Here is a 23,245-nt window from a genome sequence, read left to right on the forward strand (position 1 = left end):
AAATTGGAGCGGGAAACGAGATTCGAACTCGCGACCCCAACCTTGGCAAGGTTGTGCTCTACCAACTGAGCTATTCCCGCTTAAGTGCTGCGCATTTTAAGGCTCCGCAGCGTGTAGTCAAGCTTTTTTCTTTAATTTTAAGAACTTAGCACGCCATCATCAGGAATCACGAAGGTCTGGCCATGCAGCTTTCAGGTAGATGAGCATCGACCACAAAGTCAGGACAGCTGCCGCGTAAAGGGCATAGATACCCGCAGTTTCCAGCAATCCGCCGGCTGGCGCCCCGAGCAGTACTGCTATCGAAATCATCTGCAGTGCCGTTTTTACCTTACCGATATAACTGACCGCGACGTTTGCCCGCTTACCCAGCTCTGCCATCCACTCGCGAAGCGCAGAAATAACGATCTCCCGCCCAACGATTACCATCGCCGGAATCGTCAGCCATACATCATTGAAATGCTCAACCAGCAACACCAGAGCCACCGACACAATCAACTTATCAGCCACAGGGTCAAGAAACGCCCCCAGTGCTGTCTGCTGATCAAGTTTGCGGGCAAGATATCCATCAAACCAGTCCGTTACCGCAGCTGCCGCAAACAACAGCGAAGCCCACAACCTCCCGCTCTCACCCAACCAATAAAAGCAGACCACCATCAGCGGAATCATAAAAATCCGGCCGAGCGTGAGGATATTTGGAAGGTTCATGTAACGTACTACTCCTGTTCTTCACCGTGCAATGTCGCAAAAATCTTAGCGGCGAGTGATTTACTGATACCCGGGACTTTCTCAAACTCCTCCCGGGGAGCACCGCGCATATTACGCAGACTCCCGAAATGAAGCAAAAGCTCCCGTCTGCGTTTTGGCCCAACCCCGGGAAGCGCTTCAAGATCCGACTGCCCACGCTTCTTCGCTCTGGCCTTACGATGCCCGGTAATCGCGAACCGGTGGGCTTCATCCCGGACAAACTGTAACAAACGGAATCCTTCGTCGTGGGCGTCGGGCGTGACCGGGCGATCCGCCCCGGCTCTCCACAGGAACTCCCAACCACTTTTTCGTGTTGTCCCTTTTGATATCCCCCAGATTTCAAGATGCGGAATACCCAGTTCTTCAGTCACCTGAGCCACCCGCGACACCTGCCCCTTCCCCCCATCAATAAGGAGGAGCCCGGGTAAATCCTGCTTCTCCTGCATTTTCGTCAGATGCCGCCTGACCGAATCTTCCAGCGCCGCATAATCGTCTCCAGCGGTAACGTGCCGCACAGAGAAGCGCCTGTAGCGGCTTTTATCCAACCCTTCGCCGCCGTAAACCACGCAGGAGGCGTAAGCCTCTTCTCCCTGAGAGTGACTGATATCAAAGCACTCAATGCGCCCTGGCGCCTCTGACATGCCTAACAGGTCTGCCACCCGTGCAAGCTTACCTGAAGCGGCCTGATGCCCCGACAACCGCCCCTGAATCCCTGCCCGGGCATTCTCCCCAGCCATAGCAAGCCATTGCCGGGATTCTCCACGCACACCCCGCTGATGCCTCAGTCTCTGACCACGTTGCTGTAGCACACTGATCAGGGGGGCAAACCGATCTCCATCAACATCAACAACAAGAGTTTCAGGAGGTGATTCACCTCCATACTCGCCGATGTAGAACTGCTCCAGATAAGAAACGAGCACTTCTTCCACGTCATCACCCGCGGGATTTTCAGGAAAGAAACTCTGTGAATTGGTCAGGCGACCACCACGAAATGTCAGCCGTTGCACACAAAGCATGGACTGCCAGTCCAGCGCCACCCAAACGTCCGCATTCGCATCACCCGAGTCGACACTCTGTTTCTCCTGAATACGCCGCAGAAGATCTACCCTGTCTCTGTATTCCGCCGCCTTCTCGAACTGAAGATCCTCTGCTGCCTCAGCCATCGCAGCCTGGAGGTCTTTCACCAACTCAAGAGACTTACCTTCCAGGAACATTCTGGCCCGCTGAATATCCCGCGCATACTCATCCTGGGTCACCATTCCCACACAAGGCGCCGAACAACGCTTGATCTCATACTGAAGGCATGGCCGACTGCGGTGGTTAAAGTAACTGTCTTCACAGTTGCGCAACAGGAACAATCGCTGGAGGTAGTTCTGCGCTTCTTTGACGGCAGCCCCGTTGGGGTAAGGCCCGAAGTACTGACCAGACCGACGACGCTTCCCCCGTCGATACGCCAGCAATGGATATGCATGATCAGACAGGTGCAGGTAGGGGTATGACTTATCGTCTTTGAGGAGGATGTTGTACTGAGGCCGATGTTTTTTAATCAGCGTCTGCTCCAGCAGAAGGGCTTCAGCCTCGCTGCCTGTCACAGTCACTTCAATTTTTGCGATCCGGGCGACAAGAGCGACCGTTTTTGTATTCAGCCCACGCGCCCTGAAGTAACTGGACACCCGGTTTTTAAGGTTTTTGGCCTTGCCGACATAAAGCAGTTCTTCATCGTCAGCATACATGCGGTAGACACCCGCACGCTGCGTCAGAGAGCGAAGAAAGCCGGGTATATCAAAATCCGTCATCAACCGCCTTCGTTCGGATCAATCAACCCATACCTCAGAGCCATATGCGTGAGCTCAACATCGCTGTCGATCCCCAGCTTCTCAAAAATGCGGTAGCGGTAGCTATTCACAGTTTTAGGGCTGAGGAACAGAGCCTCACTGATCGCAGCGACTTTCTGGCAGTTAACAATCATCAAAGCGATCTGTAATTCACGCTCAGATAAAGTGTCAAACGGGGATTCGCTCTCACTCTGAAACGGACGCAGAGCCATTTTCTGCGCGATATCCGGGCTGATGTACTTCTGGCCTGACTTCACTTTGACGATCGCACGGACCATCTCGTCAACATCCGCCCCTTTTGTCAGGTAACCAGAGGCTCCCATCTTGAGCAATCTGGATGCGTACGGATTATCGTCATAAACGGTGACCGCGATCACCTGAGTTTCGGGCTGATGGTGAAGAATCTTACGGGTAGCAGCCATGCCTCCGATGCCCGGCATATTAATATCCATAAGAATAACGTCAGGTTCCAGCTCACGGGACAGTCGCACAGCCTCTTCTCCGCTATTCGCCTCACCTACAACATCAATCTGATCAGTATCCGAAAGAAGCCGGCTGATGCCGGACCTCACCAGATCATGATCATCCACTACCAATACTCGAATCAAAGCCTGCAATCCGCTGAAAATTTTTTCTGACTATATACCAAAGGCTTCAAACAGAATACATGCGCCGCCGTTGCCAGGCGTGTTTCATTGTATTCAGTGTCATGGCCACCTCAACCACGCCATCAGCACTGTTCAGCTTCTGACTGAAGCCAAGCCGTTCGGCGAGTCGCAACATAGGCCCATTCTCAGGAAGGACAGTTCCGTATATCTGCAGAACGCCCCTTTCTTTCAGATAGCCAATGATGCGACTCATCAGATGATGCCCAAGATGCTCCCCCCGGCAATTATCATCAACGATCACCGAGAATTCGGCGGCGACGTCATCCGGGTCTACCCAAACGCGCACCACGCCGTACAGGCGATCATTACTTATCGCCACCAAAGCCATTTCGCGGTCGTAATCTATCTGCGTAAGCCGGGCCAACTCGTTATGATCAAATCGCCGACGGGCATTGAAGAACCTCAACCTCAGAGATTCAGCACTCAACCCTTCGTAAAACTGGCGCAGTAGCGGCTCGTCTTCTCCGCGAATGGGCCGGACATGGTACTGAGTGCCACGAGGACTGGAGAAACCAGCCTCCAGCTCAGTCGGATAAGGCAGAATCGCGCAGCGCATGTGGCGCCCTACCTCGGCCGCCACACCAATAACGCGATAGCGACCGACCTGCTGACGAATGGCGTTAACCTCGAGACCCGCAAGCCACGGATGATTCAGCGCCATATGCGACAACGCAACCAGCCAGCGTTCGAGGGTCAGGAGATCGCGTTCAGGATCTTCAGAGCGCTCCTGAAGTACCTCATAGAAATGCGACCTGCGGATGAGTTTCTCTGCCAGATTCGCATTCAGTGGCGGCAAAGCCACCTGACGATCTACCAGAATATCCGCGGTACTGCCGCCACCTCCGAAAAACAGGAATGGGCCAATCTCGTTGTCCCGGCCAATCCCAAATGAAAACTGCAGATTATCCAGTGCGCGATGCATAGTCTGCAGGGTATAACCAAGCACAGGACTTCCGGGGAATCGCTCGCGTATCAGGCTTTTCAGAGAATCAGCAGCCGGTCTCAGATCACCCGGCTGCTCCAGATCCCTGACAACACTGCGGATACGCTCCCTGGGGTTATTGCCATAAGCAAACGGGTAGAGATAATCCCGGTGATGAACACGGAGCACCCAGGGCCCCGGAACCTTTGATGAATCACGAACCAGTGCATCGAGAGAGCTCCGGTAAATATTATCAGCACAGGCAAAACCATAAGAGTTCAACAGGCGGTATGCTTCCTGCGGAGGTAAAAAATCTCCGGAGCTGTAATTATCCTGAAACTCCCGATCGAGCTTAGAGTGCTGAGCAGACACCGGTATTTCAATACTCTCAGGCGTTTCACGGAGCAGATCCTGTGTTCGCTGATGCTGCACCATATACATGTATGACTTGATGGCATTATCCGGGGTATCAAAGGTCGGAATCAACGCCCGGTCAAAGCCTGCCCGAGCTTCCTCGACGGAGTACTCACCCAGCCAGCTTGTCAGCACTGTTTTCTGCGTCCGCGCCGCCACTTCAATCAAAGCATCTGCGTTTTCCTTCGGATCAGAGCCCAGGCTTGGCGTGTAAACCACCAACAATGCGTCGACCTGGCGATCCGCAAGGACGGCAGATGCCACCGCACTTAACTGCTCAGGCTTAAGCTCGGGATTCAGCAGCACCGGGTTGGTTGCCTTGATGTAATCAGGGAGTATTTCTCTGAGCTTCGCCTGACAGTCGCCACTCAGGTCCGCCAGCGTCCCACGATCGTGCAGAAGGCGATCCATCGCGAGAATTGCAGGCCCACGGCCGTTAGCAATGATTGCCAGGCGCGGACCAAATCGCTCCCTGCGATTCCCCAGCACATCAACACAGTCAAAAAGTTCGTCAGTGGCATTTACCCGCAGAACCCCTGCCCGCGCGAAAATCTCATCAATCAGAAGATCCCTCCGCGCGAGCCCTTTGGGAGCATCAATGGTATTGAGGGGACTCTCAGGAAAGCGGTTATTCTTCACGGCCAGAACCAGTTTCTGACGCGAGGCCGCGCGCAGTGAACGGACCAACTCCCGCCCCGACCGTATCTCGTCAAGCTGGACCAGCATGGTCCTTACCTTCGGCTGCTGAGCGATGTAGTCAATCAGGTCAGGGAGCGTCACATCCTCACTGCGCCCCAGGGTTACCACATGAGAAAAACCGATTTTGCGACTGTAGGCCCAGTCCATCACACCGGACGCGAGGGTCCCGGACTGACCAATATACGCGACATGCCCCGGATGCACCGGCACATGGAGGAAGCTGGCATTAATATGTCGATGAGGAATGAGCAGCCCCAGACAATCCGGGCCGAGAATACGCATGCGCGTCTGCAGCACGACCTTATCCATGCGTTCGGAGCTGGGGCGGAACTGCCACGAGCGGGCACGGGCTATCCCGCCAGTCAGCACCATCGCAGCCTCCACCCCCAGTGAGTGCAGCTGCTTTATGATTTTTGGCACAGTGTCGGCGGGGGTACAGATAATCGCAAGATCAGGCGTGACTTTGAGCTGCCCCAGCCGGCTGTAGGCCTTCACGCCCTGAATACTGGCGTACCCCTTCGAGTTCACTGGCAGGATATCGCCTTCGTACCCTCCCGCAAGGAGATTGCGGAGAACCGCACCCCCTAAGCTACCTTTTCGCTCAGAGGCGCCTATGACAGCGATGGTTTCCGGATGAAAAAAACGCTCGAGCGACCGGGTGCCCATTTCAACAATTCCCCTGAGAAAGCTGGTGTTTTTAGTTGCCAGAGTTAAACTGGGCAAAAAAACGGACAGCAGCCAGTATGAGTGTCGCCTACTTCACATCAGAAGAGCACTTCTCTCATTTTACGGATGAAGAGCACCCTGAGCATGCCATGCGAATTCTCGCCATAGAGCAGGAGCTTAAAGCCCGACACCTGTGGGATCAACTGATTCATATCAAGGGAGAAGAAGCGACGATACCGGACATACTCCGTGCACACAGCAAGGGCTACGTCGATCAACTTCATCTCATACAGCCCGAACATGGTCACATCTACGTCGATGAAGACACTCAGATGTCACCGGGTTCTCTTCGCGCCGCTCTCTGGTCAGCAGGATCATGCACCTCGGCACTCGACGCACTTATGCGCAATGACTACCAACATGCATTTGTCGCAACACGCCCTCCGGGACACCATGCCGAACACAAAAAAGCGATGGGGTTCTGCTTTCTCAATAATGTAGCAATCTCTGCACTGCGCGCGGCAGACCAACACCACCTTCAGCGGATCGCTATTCTGGATTTTGATGCGCATCAGGGCAATGGAACGATCGATATCCTGGGCAACGATCATCGCTTTATGATTTGCTCCAGCTTCCAGCATCCCTTCTATCCCTACAGCCATTACCAGGAAGGCCGCTATAACAACCTTATCAATACCCCGCTGGAAGCAGGCACAGGGAGTGCAACCTTTCGCGCGGAAATTGAGTCCGCATGGCTACCCGCTGTTCGCAGCTTTGCACCCGAGTTGATTATTGTTTCCGCTGGGTTTGATGCACACAGAGATGACCCAATGGCAGAACTCTGCCTGCTGGATGACGATTACCACTGGCTGGCAGACCAGATAATCAGTCTCGCTACCCCCCGGTCAACGCCAGTCCTCAGCATCCTCGAAGGCGGCTACCATCTCGGCGCACTCGGGCGATGCGTTGCTGAATATCTGCAACCCTTTGTAAAGCACAAAGCGTAAAACTCGGTTACTCAGCGTCACACCAAGACAACGCAATGCCTGCGGAAGCAAATAGAGAGACGGGTATTCTGGTAAAACCTAACTCACCATAGGCTTCCAGATATGACAAAAAGAACTCTGACCCCGGGTATGATTCACCAGGCAGTAGCAGACCCACAAACTCTTAATCGTCTTACACGCTTCGAATGGACCATCATCACCGCGCTGGCCACCTGGAGCGGCTCTGTACTGATCGTGGCACTGAAGCATATATTCTGACCGGGGCAGCCCGACGAAACTCAGGTGCACAGAAAAGAAAAAAGCCAGCATAAATGCTGGCTTTTTTGCGAAATAAGTGGCGGAGGGATAGGGATTTGAACCCTAGATACGCTATTAACGTATGCCGGTTTTCAAGACCGGTGCTTTCAACCGCTCAGCCATCCCTCCGAACGCCGCTTATATTACTGTCTAAAATTTTGCTGTCAACTTCTTTTTTAAAATCAATTGATTAGAGAAACAACCGCAGCAACATTCCCATTTCGGCCGTCGACACATATCATAGCTTTTTTAACTGGAGTGTCTGATGGCGACCTACACCCTGCTACTGACCCATTCCCCGTTTAATGATTCGCGGCACCAGCTGGCGCAGCGTTTTGTTGAGGCTCTGCCAGAGGGAAACAGCATCCGCCAGGTGTTCCTGTACAGTGAAGCCGTCATGGTAGCCAACGGCAGCCAGCAACCTCCACAAGGACAGGAAAGCACCATTGACCGATGGCTACAACTCGCCGGGCAATTCAACTTTTCACTGCACGCCTGCATCGCCAACAGCCTGCGCAGAGGCATAACGAACAGTAGCGAACAGGCACGATACGGCTTGCCAGTAGCGACCATTGACGAACGCATTTCACTGGTTGGCCTCGGCGACATTGCTGAAGCCTACATTAACGGCGACAAGGTCCTGCAGTTCTGATGAGTAAACAGCTTCTTATAATCATCACTACGCCCCCCACACCAGATTGTGAAGCACTGGAGTTTGCACTGGCAATGGCGGCATTTGATCATGACGTGAATATTGTTTTCTGCGGCGATGGGCTTTTCTGGTTGCAGCCTGGCCAGACCGCTCGCAAACCCGGAGGAAAGAATCCTCAGAAGCTGATCAAGGCGCTGCCAATGTACGGGATTGAAAGCATCTCTGCACTGAACCCCGGCCCTATTGCGCTGCCCGACAACACGACAGAAGTCAGCCAGCCCGATATTCAGCACTGGCTGGACAACTATGATACGGTAACGTTCTGACATGGCACTTCACATCATAATGAGTCGCAGCCCGGCACTCCTCCGGGACCTGGATGCCGTCACCAGCAGCAAGGATCAGCTTCTGTTTCTGGGGGATGGCTGCTATCAGATTCACCGCTGGAGCGGCAAAGGCGAAGTGTTTGCCAGCAGCGATGATCTCAACACCCGGGGACTGACTCTCAGAGAAGGCAGTGACCACGTCACCCCCCTCAATGATCAGCAGTGGGCAACGTTAATCACATCCGCAGAAAAGACAGTGAGCTGGTAATGGCACCTCCAGAAACAGACAAAGATGGCTTCCTGCTCAATCTTGACGACTGGTCAGCCTCTGTCGCAACCGAGTTGGCTCTGACCGAAGGCATTACCCTGACCAACGCCCACTGGGAAATAATTCATGCGCTGCGCGAATTTTACTCAGAATTTGATCTGTCTCCTGCCATGCGCCCACTAACGAGATACCTGAAGCAGACTCTCGGTGCCGACAAAAGTACCAGCATCTACCTTCTCACTTTATTTCCCGGCAGTCCTGCGAAAGTCGCTGCACGCATTGCCGGCCTTCCCCGTCCGGAGAACTGCCTGTGAACAAACACCCGCTTGCTGAATATGTACGAATTCTGGCCCGGGGGAAAAACGCCAGCCGGAACATGACCCTTGATGAAGCCAGCTTCACCATGACTCATTTTCTCAGCGGAGACGCCGAACCAGAACAGATCGGAGCTGTTTTTATGCTGCTCCGGGTACTGGAAGAGAGTCCGGACGAAATCGCTGGCTTCGCGCGAGCGATCAATCATTACTGGCCGACAGCCGCCTGTGAGTATGACCTTATCTGGTCAAGCTATGCGGGCAAACGCCGCCAACCCATGTGGTGGGTACTATCCGCGCTTCTGCTACGGGAAATGGGATATCGGATACTGGTTCACGGTACACTTGCTCATACCGAAGGGCGTGTTTATGCCCATGAGGTATTCAAAGATCTGGGACTCCCCGAGGTTACCGCCGAGGAGCTGAACGCAACGACACATCCTCTTGCGTACCTTCCCTGTTCAGAAATACATCCGGTATTGCAGAAATGGCTCGGGCTTAAGAGCGTCCTTGGCGTCCGCTCACCAATCAACACGGTACTTAAAACCATATCTCCCGCAGGAGTACCTTCGGTTCAGGGGATTTTTCACCCCAACTACCGCAAGGTCCACACATCTGCCGCGCTGATGAACGGCGAGGCCTGCGCCGTGATTAAGGGAGAAGGCGGAGAGTTTGAGGTCAACCCCGAGCGTTCGTGCATTGCCGGCCTCTGCCTCAACAACGAAGAAAGTGAGCTGACCATACCGAACCGACAAAGCCATTACAGCGACAAGCCGGACTCACCCGACACCGCTCACCTGATCGCGTTCTGGCGAGATCAGCTCACATCGGAATACGCCACAGAAGCAGTATTGAACACCGCAGCACTGGCACTGCGCACTATCCGCCCGGAACTGACATACGAAAACGCCCTGGCGGAATGCACCAGGGCGTTTTCAGCGAGAGACAAAAGCCTGCTCTGATCAGACCCGGAACTGCCCGGTAACCCGCTTAAGAACAGCGGAAACCTCTGACAGGGCGCCTGCAGCCTCATCCACCTGGCGCACACTTTCCAGTGCGCCTTCCGAATGCTCACGCATAGACCCCACATCGGTCCGAATGGTATTGGCGGACGTTTCCTGCTGATCTGTCGCCTGGGCTATCTGGGAGTTCATCGCAGTAATCGACTCAACCTTCTGAGTGATCTCGCGCAGCGACTCACCCGTTCTCGCGGCATGATCAACACTACTCTGCGCCCGGTCCTTGCTGCTGCTCATGGCACTCACCGCCTGCCCCGCCGCACTCTGAAGCTGCTCAATAACTTTCTGGATTTCCTGAGTAGAATCCTGCGTCCGCGATGCGAGAGTACGGACCTCATCGGCCACAACCGCAAACCCACGCCCCTGCTCCCCGGCACGCGCTGCCTCAATAGCGGCGTTCAGAGCAAGCAGGTTGGTCTGCTCGGCTATTCCCCGGATCACATCAAGAATAGAGCCAACGTTCTCTGTATCCTGCTCAAGCTGACGAATTACATCAGAGGCGCGCTCCACCTCTGACGCCAACAGGTTAATACTCTCAACCGTATCGTTAACGATCAGTCGTCCCTGCTTGGCAGCAGAATCCGCTTCACCTGCAGCTTTCGCCGCGCTCGCTGCATTCTCTGATACAGAGCGAACGCTGGTTACCATATCCTGAACCACATCAGAAACACGCTCTGCCGCCTGCGTCTGACGGGCAGACATATCACGACTCTCACGGGTCAGCCCACTCAGCTCATCAGAGATACGCCCGAGAGGTGTGGACGAACGGACCAGCTCACCAATACTGCCATGCAGCTTTTCAACAAAGCTGTTGAATGAATCGACCACCTGACCAATCTCGTCCTCAGTGCGGCGCTGAATCCGGAGAGTCAGATCGCCGTCGCCACTGGCGATATCCCGCATAGATTTGAGAAGACTGCCCAGGGCGTACGAGATCGAATTGGTAATACTCCAGGAAACGAACATCAGGATCGCGAGGGTGCCCAATGCGATCACAACCCCCGCGGTCAGGGCCTGATCTGTGGCGACATCGGAGGCCACGACCACCTCATTAAAAGTTTCCAGCGCATAATCGTGGAAGCTCTGCATCGCCGCCTTAGACTGAGCAAGCTGCTGATTCATTTTTTCGATTTTGTCAGGCAACTGGGCGTCTATATTGCCACTGATCATATCGCTGGATATACCCGCCGCCGTGCTGAAATAGGCTTCGAACTGCGCCCGGTCTTTATCGAGACGGGCTTTCTGCTCAGGCCAGTGAGATGTCAGATCTTCGTACCCTTTGATTAACTCAGCACGTGTTCTTTTTGCAGATTCAATAAAATCAGAGTCGTTCACCACCACCGCCGACGAAAGCGACTCCTCGATTCTGGATAACCGGACGAGATTTGACCGCGCTTCCTGGACAGCAGGAAACAACTGGCTCTGTATCAGATTCAGTCGCTCCGAATTGGCGTTATTCACAACTGAATTAGAAATAAGCGTCACTATCAGACCCAGGCCAGCAATCGCTGTCAGAACTGATATCTTGGTTTTGATGGTGAGTTTATTGAGTATGCTCATGGGATAAATCTGATCCAATGCATTATTGTCAGATTTAAGCATAGAAGATACCCGGCGCTTTGCACGCCGGGCCACTTACACGGTTAACGCCAACGCAATTTTTCGTGAAGTGATACCACACTGCCGACGATCGTCAGTGTCGGCGCCTGAATATCCCGCCCTTCAACGTAGGACGGCATCGAAGACAACGTCCCCGTATGAACACGCTGATCCGGAAGTGTCCCCTTTTCAACGAGCGCGATAGGCGTATCCGCAGGCATTCCATGCGCAATCAGCTTCTCGCATATCTGCGGCAGACCGACGAGCCCCATATAAATGACCAGCGTCTGAGAGGGATGAATCAATTCATCCCATGGGAGATCACAGGTATCGTTGCGGATATGCCCAGTAACAAAACGCACGCTCTGCGCATGATCCCTATGGGTCAGTGGGATGCCAGAGTAGGCAGAACAGCCACTGGCGGCAGTGATTCCCGGGACAACCTGAAATGGCACTCCGGCGGCCGCCAGCTCTTCGATTTCCTCACCACCACGCCCGAATATAAAGGGATCTCCCCCTTTAAGGCGCAGCACACGTTTTCCTTTCAGAGCCTCATCAACCAGTAGTTGGTTGATACCCTCCTGCGGCACCGAGTGATCGCTACGGGCTTTTCCCACATAGCGTTTTTCGGCGTCGGCGGGCAGCATTGCGAGAATTTTCGGACTGACCAGTCGGTCATAAAACACGACTTCGGCCATCTGCATCAGGCGCAACGCCCTGAACGTCAGAAGGTCAGGATCGCCCGGGCCGGCACCCACCAGAAAAACCTCTCCTGCAGATACCTCCTGACCTTGCAGTAGCTGCTCAGTGATGGACTCAGCAACCTCGGGGCGTCGTGCAAGAATCTGCTCGGGCGCCTGAGAGCGCATCCAGCGACGCCAGAAACCGGTGCGCGAAGCGGAGGTTCCGGAGTCCCTCAGACGCGACCTCAGAGTTTCCATCCACGACGCCAGGCGACGGTAATCATCAGGAATAAAGGCTTCAAGCCGTTCTTTGACGTACCGGGTCAATGCTGGTGTCGCGCCACTCGTAGACACTGCTACCAGTAATGGCGAGCGATCAACCACCGCAGGAAAGATGAAGTCATTATCATCCTGAATATCCGTCCGACAGATGCTCGCACCTGCGGTCCGTGCACGCGCGGCCTGCACAGCGTTTACGCCGCTGTTTTCCGTAGCGAGAACAACATAGGCCCCGGAAGGATAGGCTTCATCGTCCGCAACACTGCGACACTGAAGGGTGACCTGCCCCGCATCCGCAAGCGCCTGAATGTCGTCGCTTACCTCGGGGCTGATGACAGTGACGTTCGCTCCAGCCTTCACCAGAGTACGTACTTTTCGTGTGGCGACAGCGCCGCCACCAACGATGACGAAGTCACAGCGTTTCGCGTTGTGAACCAGTGGTAAGTTGATCACTTACTGATAGTCTCCAGACCACCCATGTACGGACGCAGCGCTTCAGGAATGACAACCGAACCATCCTGCTGCTGGTAGTTTTCAAGCACAGCCACCAGTGTGCGACCCACCGCAAGCCCTGAGCCATTCAGTGTGTGCAACAGTTCTGGCTTGCCGGTTTCCGGGTTGCGCCAGCGAGCCTGCATACGGCGGGCCTGATAATCCCCAAACGTTGAACAGGAGGAGATCTCACGATACTTCTGCTGACCGGGCAGCCACACTTCAAGGTCGTAGGTTTTAGCCGCAGAGAAGCCCAGATCACCACCGCACAGAATGACTTTGCGGTATGGCAGGTTAAGCTTCTGCAGAATGGCCTCTGCATGCCCTGTCAGTTCTTCGAGGGTTGCTTCAGAATCCTGCGCACGGACAAACTGAACCAGCTCAACCTTGTCAAACTGGTGCTGGCGTATCATTCCTCGCGTATCACGACCGTAGCTCCCCGCTTCACTGCGGAAGCACGGTGTATGAGCCACCTTTTTCACCGGCAGTTCAACGTCATGTACGGCGTCGCGCAGCAGGTTTGTCACAGGTACTTCTGCCGTTGGGATCAGATAGAGATCTTTATCGCCCTGCGCCTGAGGGATACGGAACAGATCTTCTTCAAATTTAGGCAGCTGTCCAGTGCCCTCCAGTGCGGTACGGTTAACCAGATACGGTACGTAGGTTTCTTCGTAACCGTGTTCGGTCGTGTGCACATCGAGCATAAACTGAGTGATGGCGCGATGCAGTCGGGCAATCGAACCACTCATAACAGCAAAGCGTGAGCCGGCAACCAGAGCACCCGCATCAAAGTTGAGTCCCAGCGGCGCGCCAACATCAACGTGATCCATCGGTTCAAAATCGAAGCTTCGCGGCGTTCCCCAGGTCAGAACTTCAACGTTGTCTTCTTCGTCAGCCCCTGCCGGTACTTCCGCCACAGGAACATTAGGAATACTCAACAGAAGATCGCGGAGATCAGATTCCGCCTGCTTGGCTTGTTGTTCCGCACGCGAGATATCTGCATCCAGACCACTCATGACCTGAGCTTTGGCCTCTTCGGGTGACATCCCCTGACCGATCAGCTGACCAATCTGCTTCGATGCTTTCTTTTTCTCAGCCTGAAGCGCCTGCGCTTCAGTCATTGCCGATTTTCTGGCCTCATCCAGGCGAGAAAAACCGGCATCATCAAAGGCAAAGCCTTTCTTTGCCAAAGCTGCTTTTACTTCTTCAATATTTTCGCGAACAAATTTGATATCGAGCATCGTACTTACTTAAACCAGAGATTTTGTTAACCAGATTCCTGCCGCCGTCGCCGTCAGACAACCAGCAAGACTCGCCAGAATATAAAATGCAAATGCCTCGTAACGGGCCTCTTGCAGCAGGGTGATACTTTCCAGAGAAAAGGTGGAAAATGTAGTGAAAGCACCCAGGAAACCAATCATGGCCAACTGCTTGTGTTGATCCCCACCAAACTGATGCTCCACTAACCAGACATAGGCCACACCGATGGCGAAGGAGCCTAACAGGTTCACCGAAAGCGTGCCATAGGGGAAAGGTCTGTCCATCCACTTAAACACCGCCGTTGCCATAGAGTAACGGGCCACGGCTCCCAGAGCGCCACCGATGGCAATCCAGAGATACATCATAAATCTTCATCCTCAGCAGAACCGGAGTAACGCTGCAGTGAACTTGCTTCATTCAGGCCCCGGTAATGCTCAAGCTTTGCACCAATCTTCTGCTCAAGTCCACGTTCGGTCGGGTGATAAAAGCGTGTTCCTTTCAGTGCTTCCGGAAGATACACCTCCCCCGCTGCAAACGCTCCGGGCTCATCATGCGCGTAGCGATATTCAGCACCATAATCCAATGAGGCCATCAGTTTAGTCGGGGCGTTGCGAAGGTGTAATGGTACCTCATAGCCGGGCGTGCTCTGCACCAGTTTTCTCGCCGCTTTGTAGGCAGTGTAAACCGCATTACTTTTAGGGGCTGAGGCAAGATAGACGACCGCCTGCGCGAGGGTTAGCTCACCCTCCGGCGACCCAAGACGTTCCTGGGTTTCCCAGGCAGAGGTGCAGAGGGTAAGCGCTCTCGGATCTGCATTACCGATATCTTCACTGGCCATTCTCACGAGGCGCCGGGCAATGTACAGAGGATCACATCCACCATCCAACATACGGCAGAACCAATACAAAGCGCCGTCGGGGTCTGACCCCCGGACGGACTTGTGGAGTGCCGATATCTGGTCGTAAAACGCATCCCCACCCTTATCGAACCGGCGGAAGCTACTGACCAGAACTGCGCGGGCATCTTCTTCAGTCAGAGGGGTTCCCGAATTAAGCTGCAACGCCTGTTCGAGAAGATTGATACAGCGACGCGCATCGCCATCACTGGCACCTGCCAGCAGATGAAGCGGGCCTTCGTCCTCCTGCCTGACGCCGAGACTGTCGAGACCACGCCGTAAAACACTGAGCAGATCGTCTTCATTCAACGATCTGAGAACATACACCTGCGCTCGGGAAAGCAGCGCATTGTTGAGTTCGAACGAGGGGTTCTCTGTTGTAGCGCCAACAAAGATAAACGTGCCGTCTTCTACGTATGGCAGGAACGCATCCTGCTGCGATTTATTGAATCTGTGCACTTCATCAATAAACAGAAGTGCTTTGCGTCCTTCCGCCCGGGCCTGACGCGCTCGCTCAACCGCTTCACGAATCTCCTTTACGCCCGCCATTACCGCACTGATAGACAGAAAGACGGCATCGACATGCCCTGCGATTAATCTGGCAAGCGTTGTTTTACCAACCCCGGGAGGGCCCCAGAGAATGAGCGAATGTATTTCGCCAGCGTCGAGTGCCTTACGCAGAGGGGCATCAACACCAACAATATGCCGCTGCCCGACGTATTCATTGAGACTGGCCGGGCGCAATCGAGAGGCGAGAGGCTCGTACGGGCTCTTTGTAGAAAACAGATCAGAGTGCATGACGCCCGTCGATGACATCCACCCCTTCAGGGAGATCAAACCAGAACGCCTGCGGATCAAGGTCTGTATTCAGTTGCAGATCCGTAAAACGGATTTCCGTAACCTGCCCGGCAGCATCGAAGATTCGCATCATAGTTAACCGACTTTTTTCATAGTCGAACTCGAGCGCTTCAAACAACTGACTGGAGTCTCTGGGGGTCAGTGTAAAGCGGGTCAGTCCCTGCTGTTCAGCCATCGCCACCGTGTAATTAGCACCGATCTCTGACGTGTTACCACTGAGAAGCAGGGCCGGGGTATCCTGCAGCTTCTGCTCAAGCTCCCGGATAGTGACCTGCTCGAGATCCATATCGTAAATCCACACCAGCTCACCATCAGAGACGACCAGTTGCTCGTATGGCGGTTGAGTTTCCCAGCGCATTTTTCCGGGGCGAGCCACCGTCAACAAGCCACTGATTGACTGCAGCACACTGCCCGACTGATCCACCGTCACCTGCTCGAAATGGGTTTCCATAGAGGAAACGCTGTCGAGCCGCTTGATAAAGGCGTTAAGCGCATCGTCCGCCAGTGCAGAAAACGATACGAACCAGAAAGAAAACACCAGAGTGAAAAACTTCATCAACTTCCCTTAATTACAAAACATCAGTTCATACCCGGGGGTGGTCCTGCGAGCACCTCACGGCTGCCATTATGTGATGGCGGTGATACCACTCCCGCCGACTCCATGGTTTCGACCAGTCGGGCGGCACGGTTATAGCCAATTCTTAACTTACGCTGCACGGACGATATCGAACACTTTCCGGATTCGGTAACAAAAGCAACGGCCTGGTCATACAGGTCATCCTGCTCACCATCCACATCACCACCGCCGCCCCCCGGAGCGGCCCCATCTTCGCCCAGCTGTGTGATCTCTTCGAGATAGTTAGGTTCACCGCGGAGTTTCCATTCAGCAACCACCCGGTGAACTTCATCGTCGTCGACAAATGCGCCATGCACCCGTTCAGGAAGCGCGAGGCCGGGCGGCATATAGAGCATGTCACCATGCCCCAACAGCTGTTCGGCCCCCCCCTGATCGAGAATGGTGCGGGAATCTATCTTGGATGACACCTGAAAAGCGATACGGGTTGGCACGTTTGCCTTAATAAGCCCCGTGATAACGTCCACCGACGGGCGCTGCGTCGCCAGCACCATATGAATACCCGCTGCCCGGGCCTTTTGAGCGATCCGGGCAATCAGTTCTTCAACTTTTTTGCCGACCATCATCATCATGTCGGCAAATTCGTCGATGACGATCACGATATACGGAAGAGGCTCAAGGATCGGAGGCGTAGTTTCAAAAGACTGGTCGATCTGCCAGGTAGGATCCACAATGGGCTGGCCCGCATCGAGTGCATCCTTCACCTTTTTGTTGAATCCCGCGATATTCCTCACACCCATGGCCGCCATCAACTGGTAACGACGTTCCATCTCTGCGACAGACCAGCGCAAGCCACTGGCAGCCTCTTTCATATCGGTGATGACCGGCGTCAGCAGGTGGGGAATCCCCTCATACACAGAGAGCTCGAGCATTTTAGGGTCAACAAGAATCAGGCGAAGCTCTTCTGGTGTGCTTTTGAACAACAGAGAAAGAAGCATGGCGTTCACGCCAACAGACTTACCCGAGCCCGTAGTACCCGCAACGAGCAGGTGCGGCATTTTCGCAAGATCGGTAATCACCGGATTGCCGGCAATATCATGCCCGAGCGCCAGAGTCAGTGGCGACTTGCTGCGATCATAATCCTCTGACGAAAGGACCTCTGAGAGGGAAACTACCGCCCGGTCTTCGTTCGGTACCTCAATACCCATCACAGACTTGCCTGGGATGACCTCAACAACACGAACGCTTACCATCGCCATGGAGCGGGCCAGATCTTTCGCCAGATTCGAAATCTTACTGGCCTTGACCCCGGGAGCTGGCTGAATTTCAAACCGCGTAATCACGGGACCTGGTGCAACCGCAGTCACTTCAATTTTGACGCCAAAATCAGCGAGCTTCTGAACCAGCAGATGGGAAAGCTCACGCAGCCTCTCAGGCGAGAAGCCGCCTTTGTTTTCTGATTTAGGTGAATCGAGCAGCGCGATTGAAGGTAACGGGGTGTCCGCCTTAAACAGAGTTCCCTGCAGATCCCGCTTGGCACGATCACTGGGCTTACTTTCACGTTTTTCCAGCGGTTCAATTCGCAGTTCTTTCTCTTCAGCCTGCGGTTGTACTTTCGCTACTGGTGTATTTACCGGTTTTGCAGGAGCCGGAGCGTCTTCCCAAGGAAGGATCTCATCATCGTCATCCGCTGAAAAACCCGAGATAGGAATAAGTTCGTCGTCATCCACAGGTGCAGACGCTACAGGCGCTGCGACACCTGCATCAGGAGCATCCGCCGTCAATTGTTGCTTACCGGCCTGCTTGCGCTCATGTTTACGATCCGGCGCAACGGAGCGGAGCCGGGACTTGAGGCCAGCCAGTAAACCCGAGGATTCTTTTTCCTCTGGTGCATCATCCTCAGGAGTCCCCTTTTTACTGGTAACGGCACGCCCAACGTCAGCAGGCGCAGGTTGGTTTGCTTTGGCGCGCGCATGAGCATGGCCTTCCACATTGCGCTCCTGACTGACAGCCCCCTCTCGCTGCCCCCCTGTTGCCTGACGACGATCAGCCAGCCAGGATGCAGCAGAGAATAGTCGTCCACCCAGTTTTTCGAAAAAGAGGAGCCATGAAAACTCAAGAAACAGGACCAGGCCTGCCGCCAACCCAATAACGTATATTGCGGATGTCCCGACAAAGCCAAACAAGGGGGTCAGAAGGTCTGAGAATACGCCACCGAGTATACCCCCAGCGCCGGCGGGCAATTGCTCTCCACTCCAGATGCTGAAGTCTGCCAATCCACACGAGGCAGTCAGTGTGAGCAGAAGCCCTGACAGCCGCTGCAGCCAGACGCGCCCGCTGACTGATGGTGCTTTTCTGAACAGCATCCACATTTTTGCGAGAATCAGCGCAGGAAGGGCAAACGCGAGATAGCCAAGACTATGCAACAGAAAATCGGCCAGATACGCGCCGACCTTCCCTGCCGAATTGCCGGCAGCACCTTGACCGATGACCGACCAGGAAACGTCGGCAGGGTCATACGTAAAGAGCGCAACAAACAACAGAAGGCACCCCAACGTCAGGAGCAGAAACAGGATATCGTGTTTCTTGTGCCACTGCGGGGTTTGGCCTGTGTGCTGAGGTGAGTCCTTTGACAAAATACCTTCCTGAATTCAATAACTTCGGCGATTCAGTCTAACATGCTCGCGCACTGAGACTGCAGGATAAAAAAAGCATCTGCCATGCTACCGCATATCGCATTAACCGCAACGAAAAGGTATCGTTGCAAAAGATAGCCTGGGGTTAGTAACTGAATGATAGATTGGTTAAACGAGTACGAAGTTCCGGACTTCCCCCCGACTAACAAGGCGTTGTCGGATCCTCAGGGACTTCTGGCTGCCGGGGGATTGATCTCACCACTCTGGCTGGATACCGCGTACCGACGTGGGATATTTCCATGGAATGACCCCGAAGAAGCCAGACTGTGGTGGACCCCGACGCCACGCGCGGTTATTACCCCGGATTCTTTTCACATCCCGCGCAAGATCGCCAAAGAACTCCGGAAATCCCGGATGAGAGTAACGAGCAACCTCGCATTCGAACGAGTCATGACTGGCTGCACTGAACCGCGCGATGGTCAGAACGGTACCTGGATCGACAGCGAAATTACAGCCGTATACCCCACCCTTCAGCACAGTGGCAGAGCACTCAGCATCGAATGCTGGGCGTCCGACGGCACATTGGCTGGTGGCTTCTATGGACTGATCATTGGTCGCGCCCTGTTTGGCGAATCCATGTTCTCGGCCCAGAGCGGCGCATCAAAAATAGCATTCGCTGCAGCAGTCCCTGTGTTGTTTGAGTGCGGCATTACACTGATTGATTGCCAGATGAGAACAGAGCATCTGGCGCGGTTCGGCCTGATCGACCTGCCCCGGGATGAATTTGAAGCAAGACTTGCGCGTGCAGTAAACTCTGAAGAAATACGCCCCGTCCCCGGAGTTATTAAGTGAAAACACTGGTGCTGTTCAGCCCATCAGAGTTATCCCCCTGCAGTTACCTGCCAGATCGTCAAAGTCGCAGCCAGTATGTTGACCCACGACTCTGGCTGGTACCAGAAGAGCTGAACACTCTGAACCGGATGGGCTTCCGGCGCAGTGGGCGTCTGGTCTATCGGCCACAATGCCCGGGCTGTATGGAGTGCATTCCCGTTCGCCTTTACACAAAGGCATTTCGCCCGGGGCGAACCACCCGCAGGCTGTTAAAACGCGCCTCCAGCTGGCAGCTCTCCGTCACCCCTGCAGACTTCAGCGCAGAGCATTACAGCTTATACGAGCGCTACATATCGCTCAGACACTCCGACGGAGATATGTTTCCTCCGACAGAAAAGACGTTCAGAGAGTTTTTAACCGAAGACTTCGGCACCACCCGATTTCTTAACGCACATCATCAGGGCAGACTTATTGGTACTCTCGTGTTTGACACCTTCGATGATGGGTTGTCGTCGGTGTACTGTTTTTACGATCCGGACTACGAACAATATTCTGTCGGCACCCTGTTAATCACCCACCTCACGCACCTGGCGAGCGCGCTCAACCTCCCGTTCAACTACCTCGGTTTCTGGGTAAAAGGATGCCGTAAAATGGAATATAAAACGCGATTTTCGCCACTGGAGTGGTTCCGCGACGGCGTCTGGCAGCCAATAAACCCGGAATGACCTTTGCTATAGGCGTCTTTTTAGTGCAGAATGCGCGCGCGTTGAACAAGTTTCAGACAGGTGACGAATGGCAAAAGATGATCACATTGAAATGGAAGGCGAAGTCATCGACACGCTTCCAAACACAATGTTCCGGGTAAAATTAGAGAACGGCCACGTGGTGACCGCTCATATTTCAGGCAAAATGCGTAAGAACTACATCCGTATTCTGACTGGAGACAAGGTGAAGGTTGAGCTCACTCCATACGATCTGAGCAAAGGACGCATCACCTACCGCGCCCGTTAATCTTCGAGCCAAAGGTGGATGGTGCCGGTTACGCCGGCACCGCCTCTGGCACTTCGAGCGCAAGCTCGCCCTCAGTAACAACCACATCCACATCACCGCCCTTCGACAGATCTCCAAACAGAATTTTCTCTGCCAGTGGTTTCTTGATCTTATCCTGAACGAGACGCGCCATTGGACGTGCACCCATTTTCTCATCGTAACCGTGCTCAGCCAGCCAGGAACGGGCTTCCTCAGTAACGTTCAGCAGCACACCCTTGTCATCAAGCTGCCCCTGAAGTTCCGCCAGGAACTTATCGACAACATGCATGATAGTGTCGCGCTGCAGGGCGCCGAACTGAATAACAGCGTCCAGACGGTTACGGAACTCTGGGGTAAACAACCGCTTCAGCTCCTCAGCACCATCACTTGAGTGATCCTGCTGCGTAAAGCCAATGCTCGCGCGGGTCATCACCGAGGCCCCGGCATTGGTTGTCATAATCAGAATCACATTACGGAAGTCCGTTTTGCGTCCGTTGTTATCCGTCAGCGTGCCGTGATCCATGACCTGCAACAGAATATTGAAGACTTCCGGATGCGCTTTCTCGATCTCATCAAGCAGAAGCACACAATGCGGGGTCTTGTTCACTGCCTCGGTCAGCAGACCACCCTGGTCATAGCCAACATACCCCGGAGGCGCACCAATGAGGCGCGACACGGTATGGCGTTCCATGTACTCAGACATATCAAAACGCACCAGCTCCATACCCATCACAGACGCGAGCTGACGGGTAACCTCCGTTTTGCCCACCCCGGTCGGTCCAGCAAACAGGAACGAGCCGATTGGCTTCTGCGGGTTACTGAGGCCAGCGCGGGACATCTTGATAGCAGTTGAGAGCGTCTGAATTGCCTCATTCTGGCCAAAGACAACCATGCCGAGCTTATCTTCAAGACCAAACAGCAACTCTTTGTCTGATGCAGAGACAGATTTAGGTGGAATACGGGCAATCGCCGCAACCACTTCCTCAATCTCGGTCACCCCAATCGTCTTTTTACGACGACTTGGCGGAACCATCTGCTGCAGAGCACCCACCTCATCAATCACGTCGATTGCCTTATCTGGCATATTGCGATCATTAATGTAGCGTTCAGCCAACTCAGCGGCTGCCTTGAGCGCCTTGTCGGTATAACGGACGTTGTGGTGTTCCTCAAAGCGGGGCTTCAGACCCTTGAGAATTTTGTAAGTATCCTCAACTGACGGTTCAGCCACATCAATTTTCTGGAAGCGACGCGTAAGCGCACTGTCTTTCTCGAAAATGCCACGGAATTCTGTAAAGGTCGTTGAGCCAACACAGCGAATTTCGCCCGAACTGAGCAAGGGTTTAAGCAGATTACTGGCGTCCATCACCCCACCTGACGCCGCACCAGCACCAATAATGGTGTGAATTTCGTCAATAAAGAGAATGCCATGCGGTTGGCGCTTCAACTCCGCAAGCAAAGCCTTAAAGCGCTTCTCAAAATCACCCCGGTATTTGGTACCCGCAAGCAGTGCACCCATGTCCAGGCTATATACGACCGCATCTGAAATCACATCCGGCACATCACCATCAATGATTCGCTTGGCGAGGCCCTCGACGATGGCGGTTTTACCCACCCCTGAGTCACCAACCAGCAGCGGGTTGTTCTTACGTCGACGTGCCAGAATCTGTACCAGCCGGCCAACTTCAAAATCCCGTCCGATGAGAGGGTCAATTTTCCCATCCCGGGCCAGCTTATTCAGGTTAGTCGCATAGCCTTCAAGCGCAGACTTAGAGCCGCTCTCGGCTTCTTCATCCATCGATTCTGACATCTGGTCGCTACCCTCTTCCGGGCCAGCGACTTTGGAAATTCCGTGAGAGATGTAGTTAACAACATCGATGCGGGCAATGTTCTGCTGTTTCAGGAAATAGACCGCCTGGCTCTCCTGCTCGCTGAAAATGGCCACCAGGACGTTGGCGCCTGTCACTTCGCTTTTGCCGGAGGACTGTACGTGGAACACCGCCCTCTGGAGTACGCGCTGAAAGCCAAGTGTTGGTTGAGTTTCCCGGTCGGCATCAGCTTCCGGAATCAATGGCGTTGTAGCATCTACGAACTCGTCGAGTTCTTTACGCAGTCTGAGCATGTCGGCACCGCAGGCCTGCAATACCGCTGACGCTGCTTCATTGTCCAGCAGTGCCAATAGCAGGTGTTCCACGGTCATAAACTCATGACGCTTGGTACGAGCCTCCTTAAACGCATCGTTCAGGGTTTGCTCGAGTTCTTTATTCAGCATAACGCCTCC

22 protein-coding genes and 2 tRNA genes are annotated in these 23,245 nt (G+C 54.1%); 10 read left to right on the plus strand and 14 right to left on the minus strand.

Features of this window, described 5'->3' with window-relative positions; all coding sequences use genetic code 11:
* Window positions 1-4: 4 nt before the first annotated feature.
* The 5 genes from Q1L85_RS09280 to Q1L85_RS09300 all read right to left on the minus strand — a co-directional run bounded on the left by Q1L85_RS09280 (window position 5) and on the right by Q1L85_RS09300 (window position 5,948).
* A tRNA-Gly gene (locus Q1L85_RS09280) sits at window positions 5-80 on the minus strand.
* Window positions 81-159: 79 nt separating this feature from the next.
* A complete protein-coding gene (gene pgsA, locus Q1L85_RS09285) occupies window positions 160-705 on the minus strand; it encodes a CDP-diacylglycerol--glycerol-3-phosphate 3-phosphatidyltransferase (protein ID WP_300426404.1) in 546 nt (181 codons plus the stop codon).
* Window positions 706-713: 8 nt separating this feature from the next.
* The gene (uvrC, locus tag Q1L85_RS09290; protein WP_300426405.1) at window positions 714-2,540 is read right to left on the minus strand and encodes an excinuclease ABC subunit UvrC; all 1,827 of its coding nucleotides are present in this window, start codon (window positions 2,538-2,540) and stop codon (window positions 714-716) included.
* On the minus strand, window positions 2,540-3,187 hold the full coding sequence (uvrY, locus tag Q1L85_RS09295; protein WP_300426406.1) for a UvrY/SirA/GacA family response regulator transcription factor: 648 nt from the start codon (window positions 3,185-3,187) through the stop codon (window positions 2,540-2,542). The genes uvrC and uvrY overlap by 1 nt, the downstream gene beginning before the upstream one ends.
* Window positions 3,188-3,233: 46 nt before the next feature.
* On the minus strand, window positions 3,234-5,948 hold the full coding sequence (locus tag Q1L85_RS09300) for a GNAT family N-acetyltransferase (RefSeq protein ID WP_300426407.1): 2,715 nt from the start codon (window positions 5,946-5,948) through the stop codon (window positions 3,234-3,236).
* A 77-nt stretch (window positions 5,949-6,025) separates the two neighbouring features.
* Between Q1L85_RS09300 and Q1L85_RS09305 the strand changes: the two genes are divergently transcribed.
* Entirely contained in the window at window positions 6,026-6,955 is a 930-nt protein-coding gene (locus Q1L85_RS09305; protein ID WP_300426408.1) for a histone deacetylase family protein, read from the plus strand.
* A gap of 102 nt (window positions 6,956-7,057) precedes the next feature.
* The gene (locus Q1L85_RS09310) at window positions 7,058-7,213 is read left to right on the plus strand and encodes a hypothetical protein (RefSeq protein ID WP_300426410.1); all 156 of its coding nucleotides are present in this window, start codon (window positions 7,058-7,060) and stop codon (window positions 7,211-7,213) included.
* A 77-nt stretch (window positions 7,214-7,290) separates the two neighbouring features.
* On the opposite strand, the gene Q1L85_RS09315 is transcribed toward Q1L85_RS09310, so the two are convergent.
* Window positions 7,291-7,381: transfer RNA gene (locus Q1L85_RS09315), tRNA-Ser, on the minus strand.
* 136 nt (window positions 7,382-7,517) lie between these two features.
* Here Q1L85_RS09315 and tusD point away from each other — a divergent pair.
* From tusD to Q1L85_RS09340, 5 genes are read left to right on the plus strand one after another with little or no spacing between them, the layout of a single operon-like run.
* Window positions 7,518-7,904 carry a sulfurtransferase complex subunit TusD gene (gene tusD / locus Q1L85_RS09320; RefSeq protein WP_300426412.1) on the plus strand — a complete coding sequence of 129 codons (387 nt, stop codon included), beginning with the start codon at window positions 7,518-7,520 and terminating at the stop codon, window positions 7,902-7,904.
* On the plus strand, window positions 7,904-8,230 hold the full coding sequence (locus Q1L85_RS09325; protein ID WP_300426413.1) for a DsrE family protein: 327 nt from the start codon (window positions 7,904-7,906) through the stop codon (window positions 8,228-8,230). The genes tusD and Q1L85_RS09325 overlap by 1 nt, the downstream gene beginning before the upstream one ends.
* 1 nt (window position 8,231) lies before the next feature.
* Window positions 8,232-8,498, plus strand: a complete 267-nt coding sequence (locus Q1L85_RS09330; protein ID WP_300426414.1) for a hypothetical protein — start codon at window positions 8,232-8,234, stop codon at window positions 8,496-8,498.
* Window positions 8,498-8,812, plus strand: coding sequence for a TusE/DsrC/DsvC family sulfur relay protein (locus tag Q1L85_RS09335; protein WP_300426415.1), 315 nt, complete (start codon window positions 8,498-8,500; stop codon window positions 8,810-8,812). Before Q1L85_RS09330 ends, Q1L85_RS09335 begins: the two co-directional genes overlap by 1 nt.
* The gene (locus Q1L85_RS09340) at window positions 8,809-9,774 is read left to right on the plus strand and encodes a glycosyl transferase family protein (protein WP_300426417.1); all 966 of its coding nucleotides are present in this window, start codon (window positions 8,809-8,811) and stop codon (window positions 9,772-9,774) included. The genes Q1L85_RS09335 and Q1L85_RS09340 overlap by 4 nt, the downstream gene beginning before the upstream one ends.
* Here the strand turns inward: Q1L85_RS09340 and Q1L85_RS09345 are convergent, their stop codons facing one another.
* From Q1L85_RS09345 to Q1L85_RS16705, 7 genes are read right to left on the minus strand one after another with little or no spacing between them, the layout of a single operon-like run.
* Complete coding sequence (locus Q1L85_RS09345; RefSeq protein ID WP_300426418.1) at window positions 9,775-11,433, minus strand: methyl-accepting chemotaxis protein; 1,659 nt, start codon at window positions 11,431-11,433, stop codon at window positions 9,775-9,777.
* 41 nt (window positions 11,434-11,474) lie between these two features.
* Window positions 11,475-12,845 (minus strand): siroheme synthase CysG, encoded by a 1,371-nt coding sequence (cysG, locus tag Q1L85_RS09350; protein ID WP_300426419.1) that lies wholly within the window; start codon window positions 12,843-12,845, stop codon window positions 11,475-11,477.
* Window positions 12,842-14,125 (minus strand): serine--tRNA ligase, encoded by a 1,284-nt coding sequence (gene serS, locus Q1L85_RS09355; protein WP_300426420.1) that lies wholly within the window; start codon window positions 14,123-14,125, stop codon window positions 12,842-12,844. Before serS ends, cysG begins: the two co-directional genes overlap by 4 nt.
* A gap of 9 nt (window positions 14,126-14,134) precedes the next feature.
* Window positions 14,135-14,509: a fluoride efflux transporter CrcB gene (gene crcB / locus Q1L85_RS09360; protein WP_300426421.1), complete on the minus strand. Its 375-nt coding sequence runs from the start codon at window positions 14,507-14,509 to the stop codon at window positions 14,135-14,137.
* Window positions 14,506-15,837 (minus strand): replication-associated recombination protein A, encoded by a 1,332-nt coding sequence (locus Q1L85_RS09365; protein WP_300426427.1) that lies wholly within the window; start codon window positions 15,835-15,837, stop codon window positions 14,506-14,508. The genes crcB and Q1L85_RS09365 overlap by 4 nt, the downstream gene beginning before the upstream one ends.
* Window positions 15,827-16,453 (minus strand): outer membrane lipoprotein chaperone LolA, encoded by a 627-nt coding sequence (lolA, locus tag Q1L85_RS09370; protein WP_300426422.1) that lies wholly within the window; start codon window positions 16,451-16,453, stop codon window positions 15,827-15,829. Before lolA ends, Q1L85_RS09365 begins: the two co-directional genes overlap by 11 nt.
* Before the next feature lie 23 nt (window positions 16,454-16,476).
* Window positions 16,477-19,107, minus strand: a complete 2,631-nt coding sequence (locus Q1L85_RS16705; protein ID WP_307726811.1) for a DNA translocase FtsK — start codon at window positions 19,105-19,107, stop codon at window positions 16,477-16,479.
* 156 nt (window positions 19,108-19,263) lie between these two features.
* On the opposite strand from Q1L85_RS16705, the gene aat reads away from it, so the two are divergent.
* The 3 genes from aat (at window position 19,264) to infA (ending at window position 20,949) form a co-directional block, all read left to right on the plus strand.
* Window positions 19,264-19,959, plus strand: a complete 696-nt coding sequence (gene aat / locus Q1L85_RS09385; protein WP_300426423.1) for a leucyl/phenylalanyl-tRNA--protein transferase — start codon at window positions 19,264-19,266, stop codon at window positions 19,957-19,959.
* A complete protein-coding gene (locus Q1L85_RS09390) occupies window positions 19,956-20,663 on the plus strand; it encodes an arginyltransferase (protein ID WP_300426424.1) in 708 nt (235 codons plus the stop codon). Before aat ends, Q1L85_RS09390 begins: the two co-directional genes overlap by 4 nt.
* A 67-nt stretch (window positions 20,664-20,730) precedes the next feature.
* Entirely contained in the window at window positions 20,731-20,949 is a 219-nt protein-coding gene (gene infA / locus Q1L85_RS09395) for a translation initiation factor IF-1 (RefSeq protein ID WP_028292799.1), read from the plus strand.
* A 28-nt stretch (window positions 20,950-20,977) separates the two neighbouring features.
* Here the strand turns inward: infA and clpA are convergent, their stop codons facing one another.
* Window positions 20,978-23,236 carry an ATP-dependent Clp protease ATP-binding subunit ClpA gene (gene clpA, locus Q1L85_RS09400; protein WP_300432943.1) on the minus strand — a complete coding sequence of 753 codons (2,259 nt, stop codon included), beginning with the start codon at window positions 23,234-23,236 and terminating at the stop codon, window positions 20,978-20,980.
* Window positions 23,237-23,245: the final 9 nt, after the last annotated feature.

This window comes from uncultured Thalassolituus sp., assembly GCF_950066645.1.
Lineage (GTDB): Bacteria > Pseudomonadota > Gammaproteobacteria > Pseudomonadales > Oceanobacteraceae > Thalassolituus.

Coding starts and splice junctions, on each gene's coding strand:
- pgsA (WP_300426404.1), bottom strand. CDS start 705: ATGAACCTTCCAAATATCCTCACGCTCGGCCGGATTTTTATGATTCCG.
- uvrC (WP_300426405.1), bottom strand. CDS start 2,540: ATGACGGATTTTGATATACCCGGCTTTCTTCGCTCTCTGACGCAGCGT.
- Q1L85_RS09300 (WP_300426407.1), bottom strand. CDS start 5,948: ATGGGCACCCGGTCGCTCGAGCGTTTTTTTCATCCGGAAACCATCGCT.
- Q1L85_RS09305 (WP_300426408.1), top strand. CDS start 6,026: ATGAGTGTCGCCTACTTCACATCAGAAGAGCACTTCTCTCATTTTACG.
- Q1L85_RS09310 (WP_300426410.1), top strand. CDS start 7,058: ATGACAAAAAGAACTCTGACCCCGGGTATGATTCACCAGGCAGTAGCA.
- tusD (WP_300426412.1), top strand. CDS start 7,518: ATGGCGACCTACACCCTGCTACTGACCCATTCCCCGTTTAATGATTCG.
- Q1L85_RS09325 (WP_300426413.1), top strand. CDS start 7,904: ATGAGTAAACAGCTTCTTATAATCATCACTACGCCCCCCACACCAGAT.
- Q1L85_RS09330 (WP_300426414.1), top strand. CDS start 8,232: ATGGCACTTCACATCATAATGAGTCGCAGCCCGGCACTCCTCCGGGAC.
- Q1L85_RS09335 (WP_300426415.1), top strand. CDS start 8,498: ATGGCACCTCCAGAAACAGACAAAGATGGCTTCCTGCTCAATCTTGAC.
- Q1L85_RS09345 (WP_300426418.1), bottom strand. CDS start 11,433: ATGCTTAAATCTGACAATAATGCATTGGATCAGATTTATCCCATGAGC.
- serS (WP_300426420.1), bottom strand. CDS start 14,125: ATGCTCGATATCAAATTTGTTCGCGAAAATATTGAAGAAGTAAAAGCA.
- crcB (WP_300426421.1), bottom strand. CDS start 14,509: ATGATGTATCTCTGGATTGCCATCGGTGGCGCTCTGGGAGCCGTGGCC.
- Q1L85_RS09365 (WP_300426427.1), bottom strand. CDS start 15,837: ATGCACTCTGATCTGTTTTCTACAAAGAGCCCGTACGAGCCTCTCGCC.
- lolA (WP_300426422.1), bottom strand. CDS start 16,453: ATGAAGTTTTTCACTCTGGTGTTTTCTTTCTGGTTCGTATCGTTTTCT.
- aat (WP_300426423.1), top strand. CDS start 19,264: ATGATAGATTGGTTAAACGAGTACGAAGTTCCGGACTTCCCCCCGACT.
- infA (WP_028292799.1), top strand. CDS start 20,731: ATGGCAAAAGATGATCACATTGAAATGGAAGGCGAAGTCATCGACACG.
- clpA (WP_300432943.1), bottom strand. CDS start 23,236: ATGCTGAATAAAGAACTCGAGCAAACCCTGAACGATGCGTTTAAGGAG.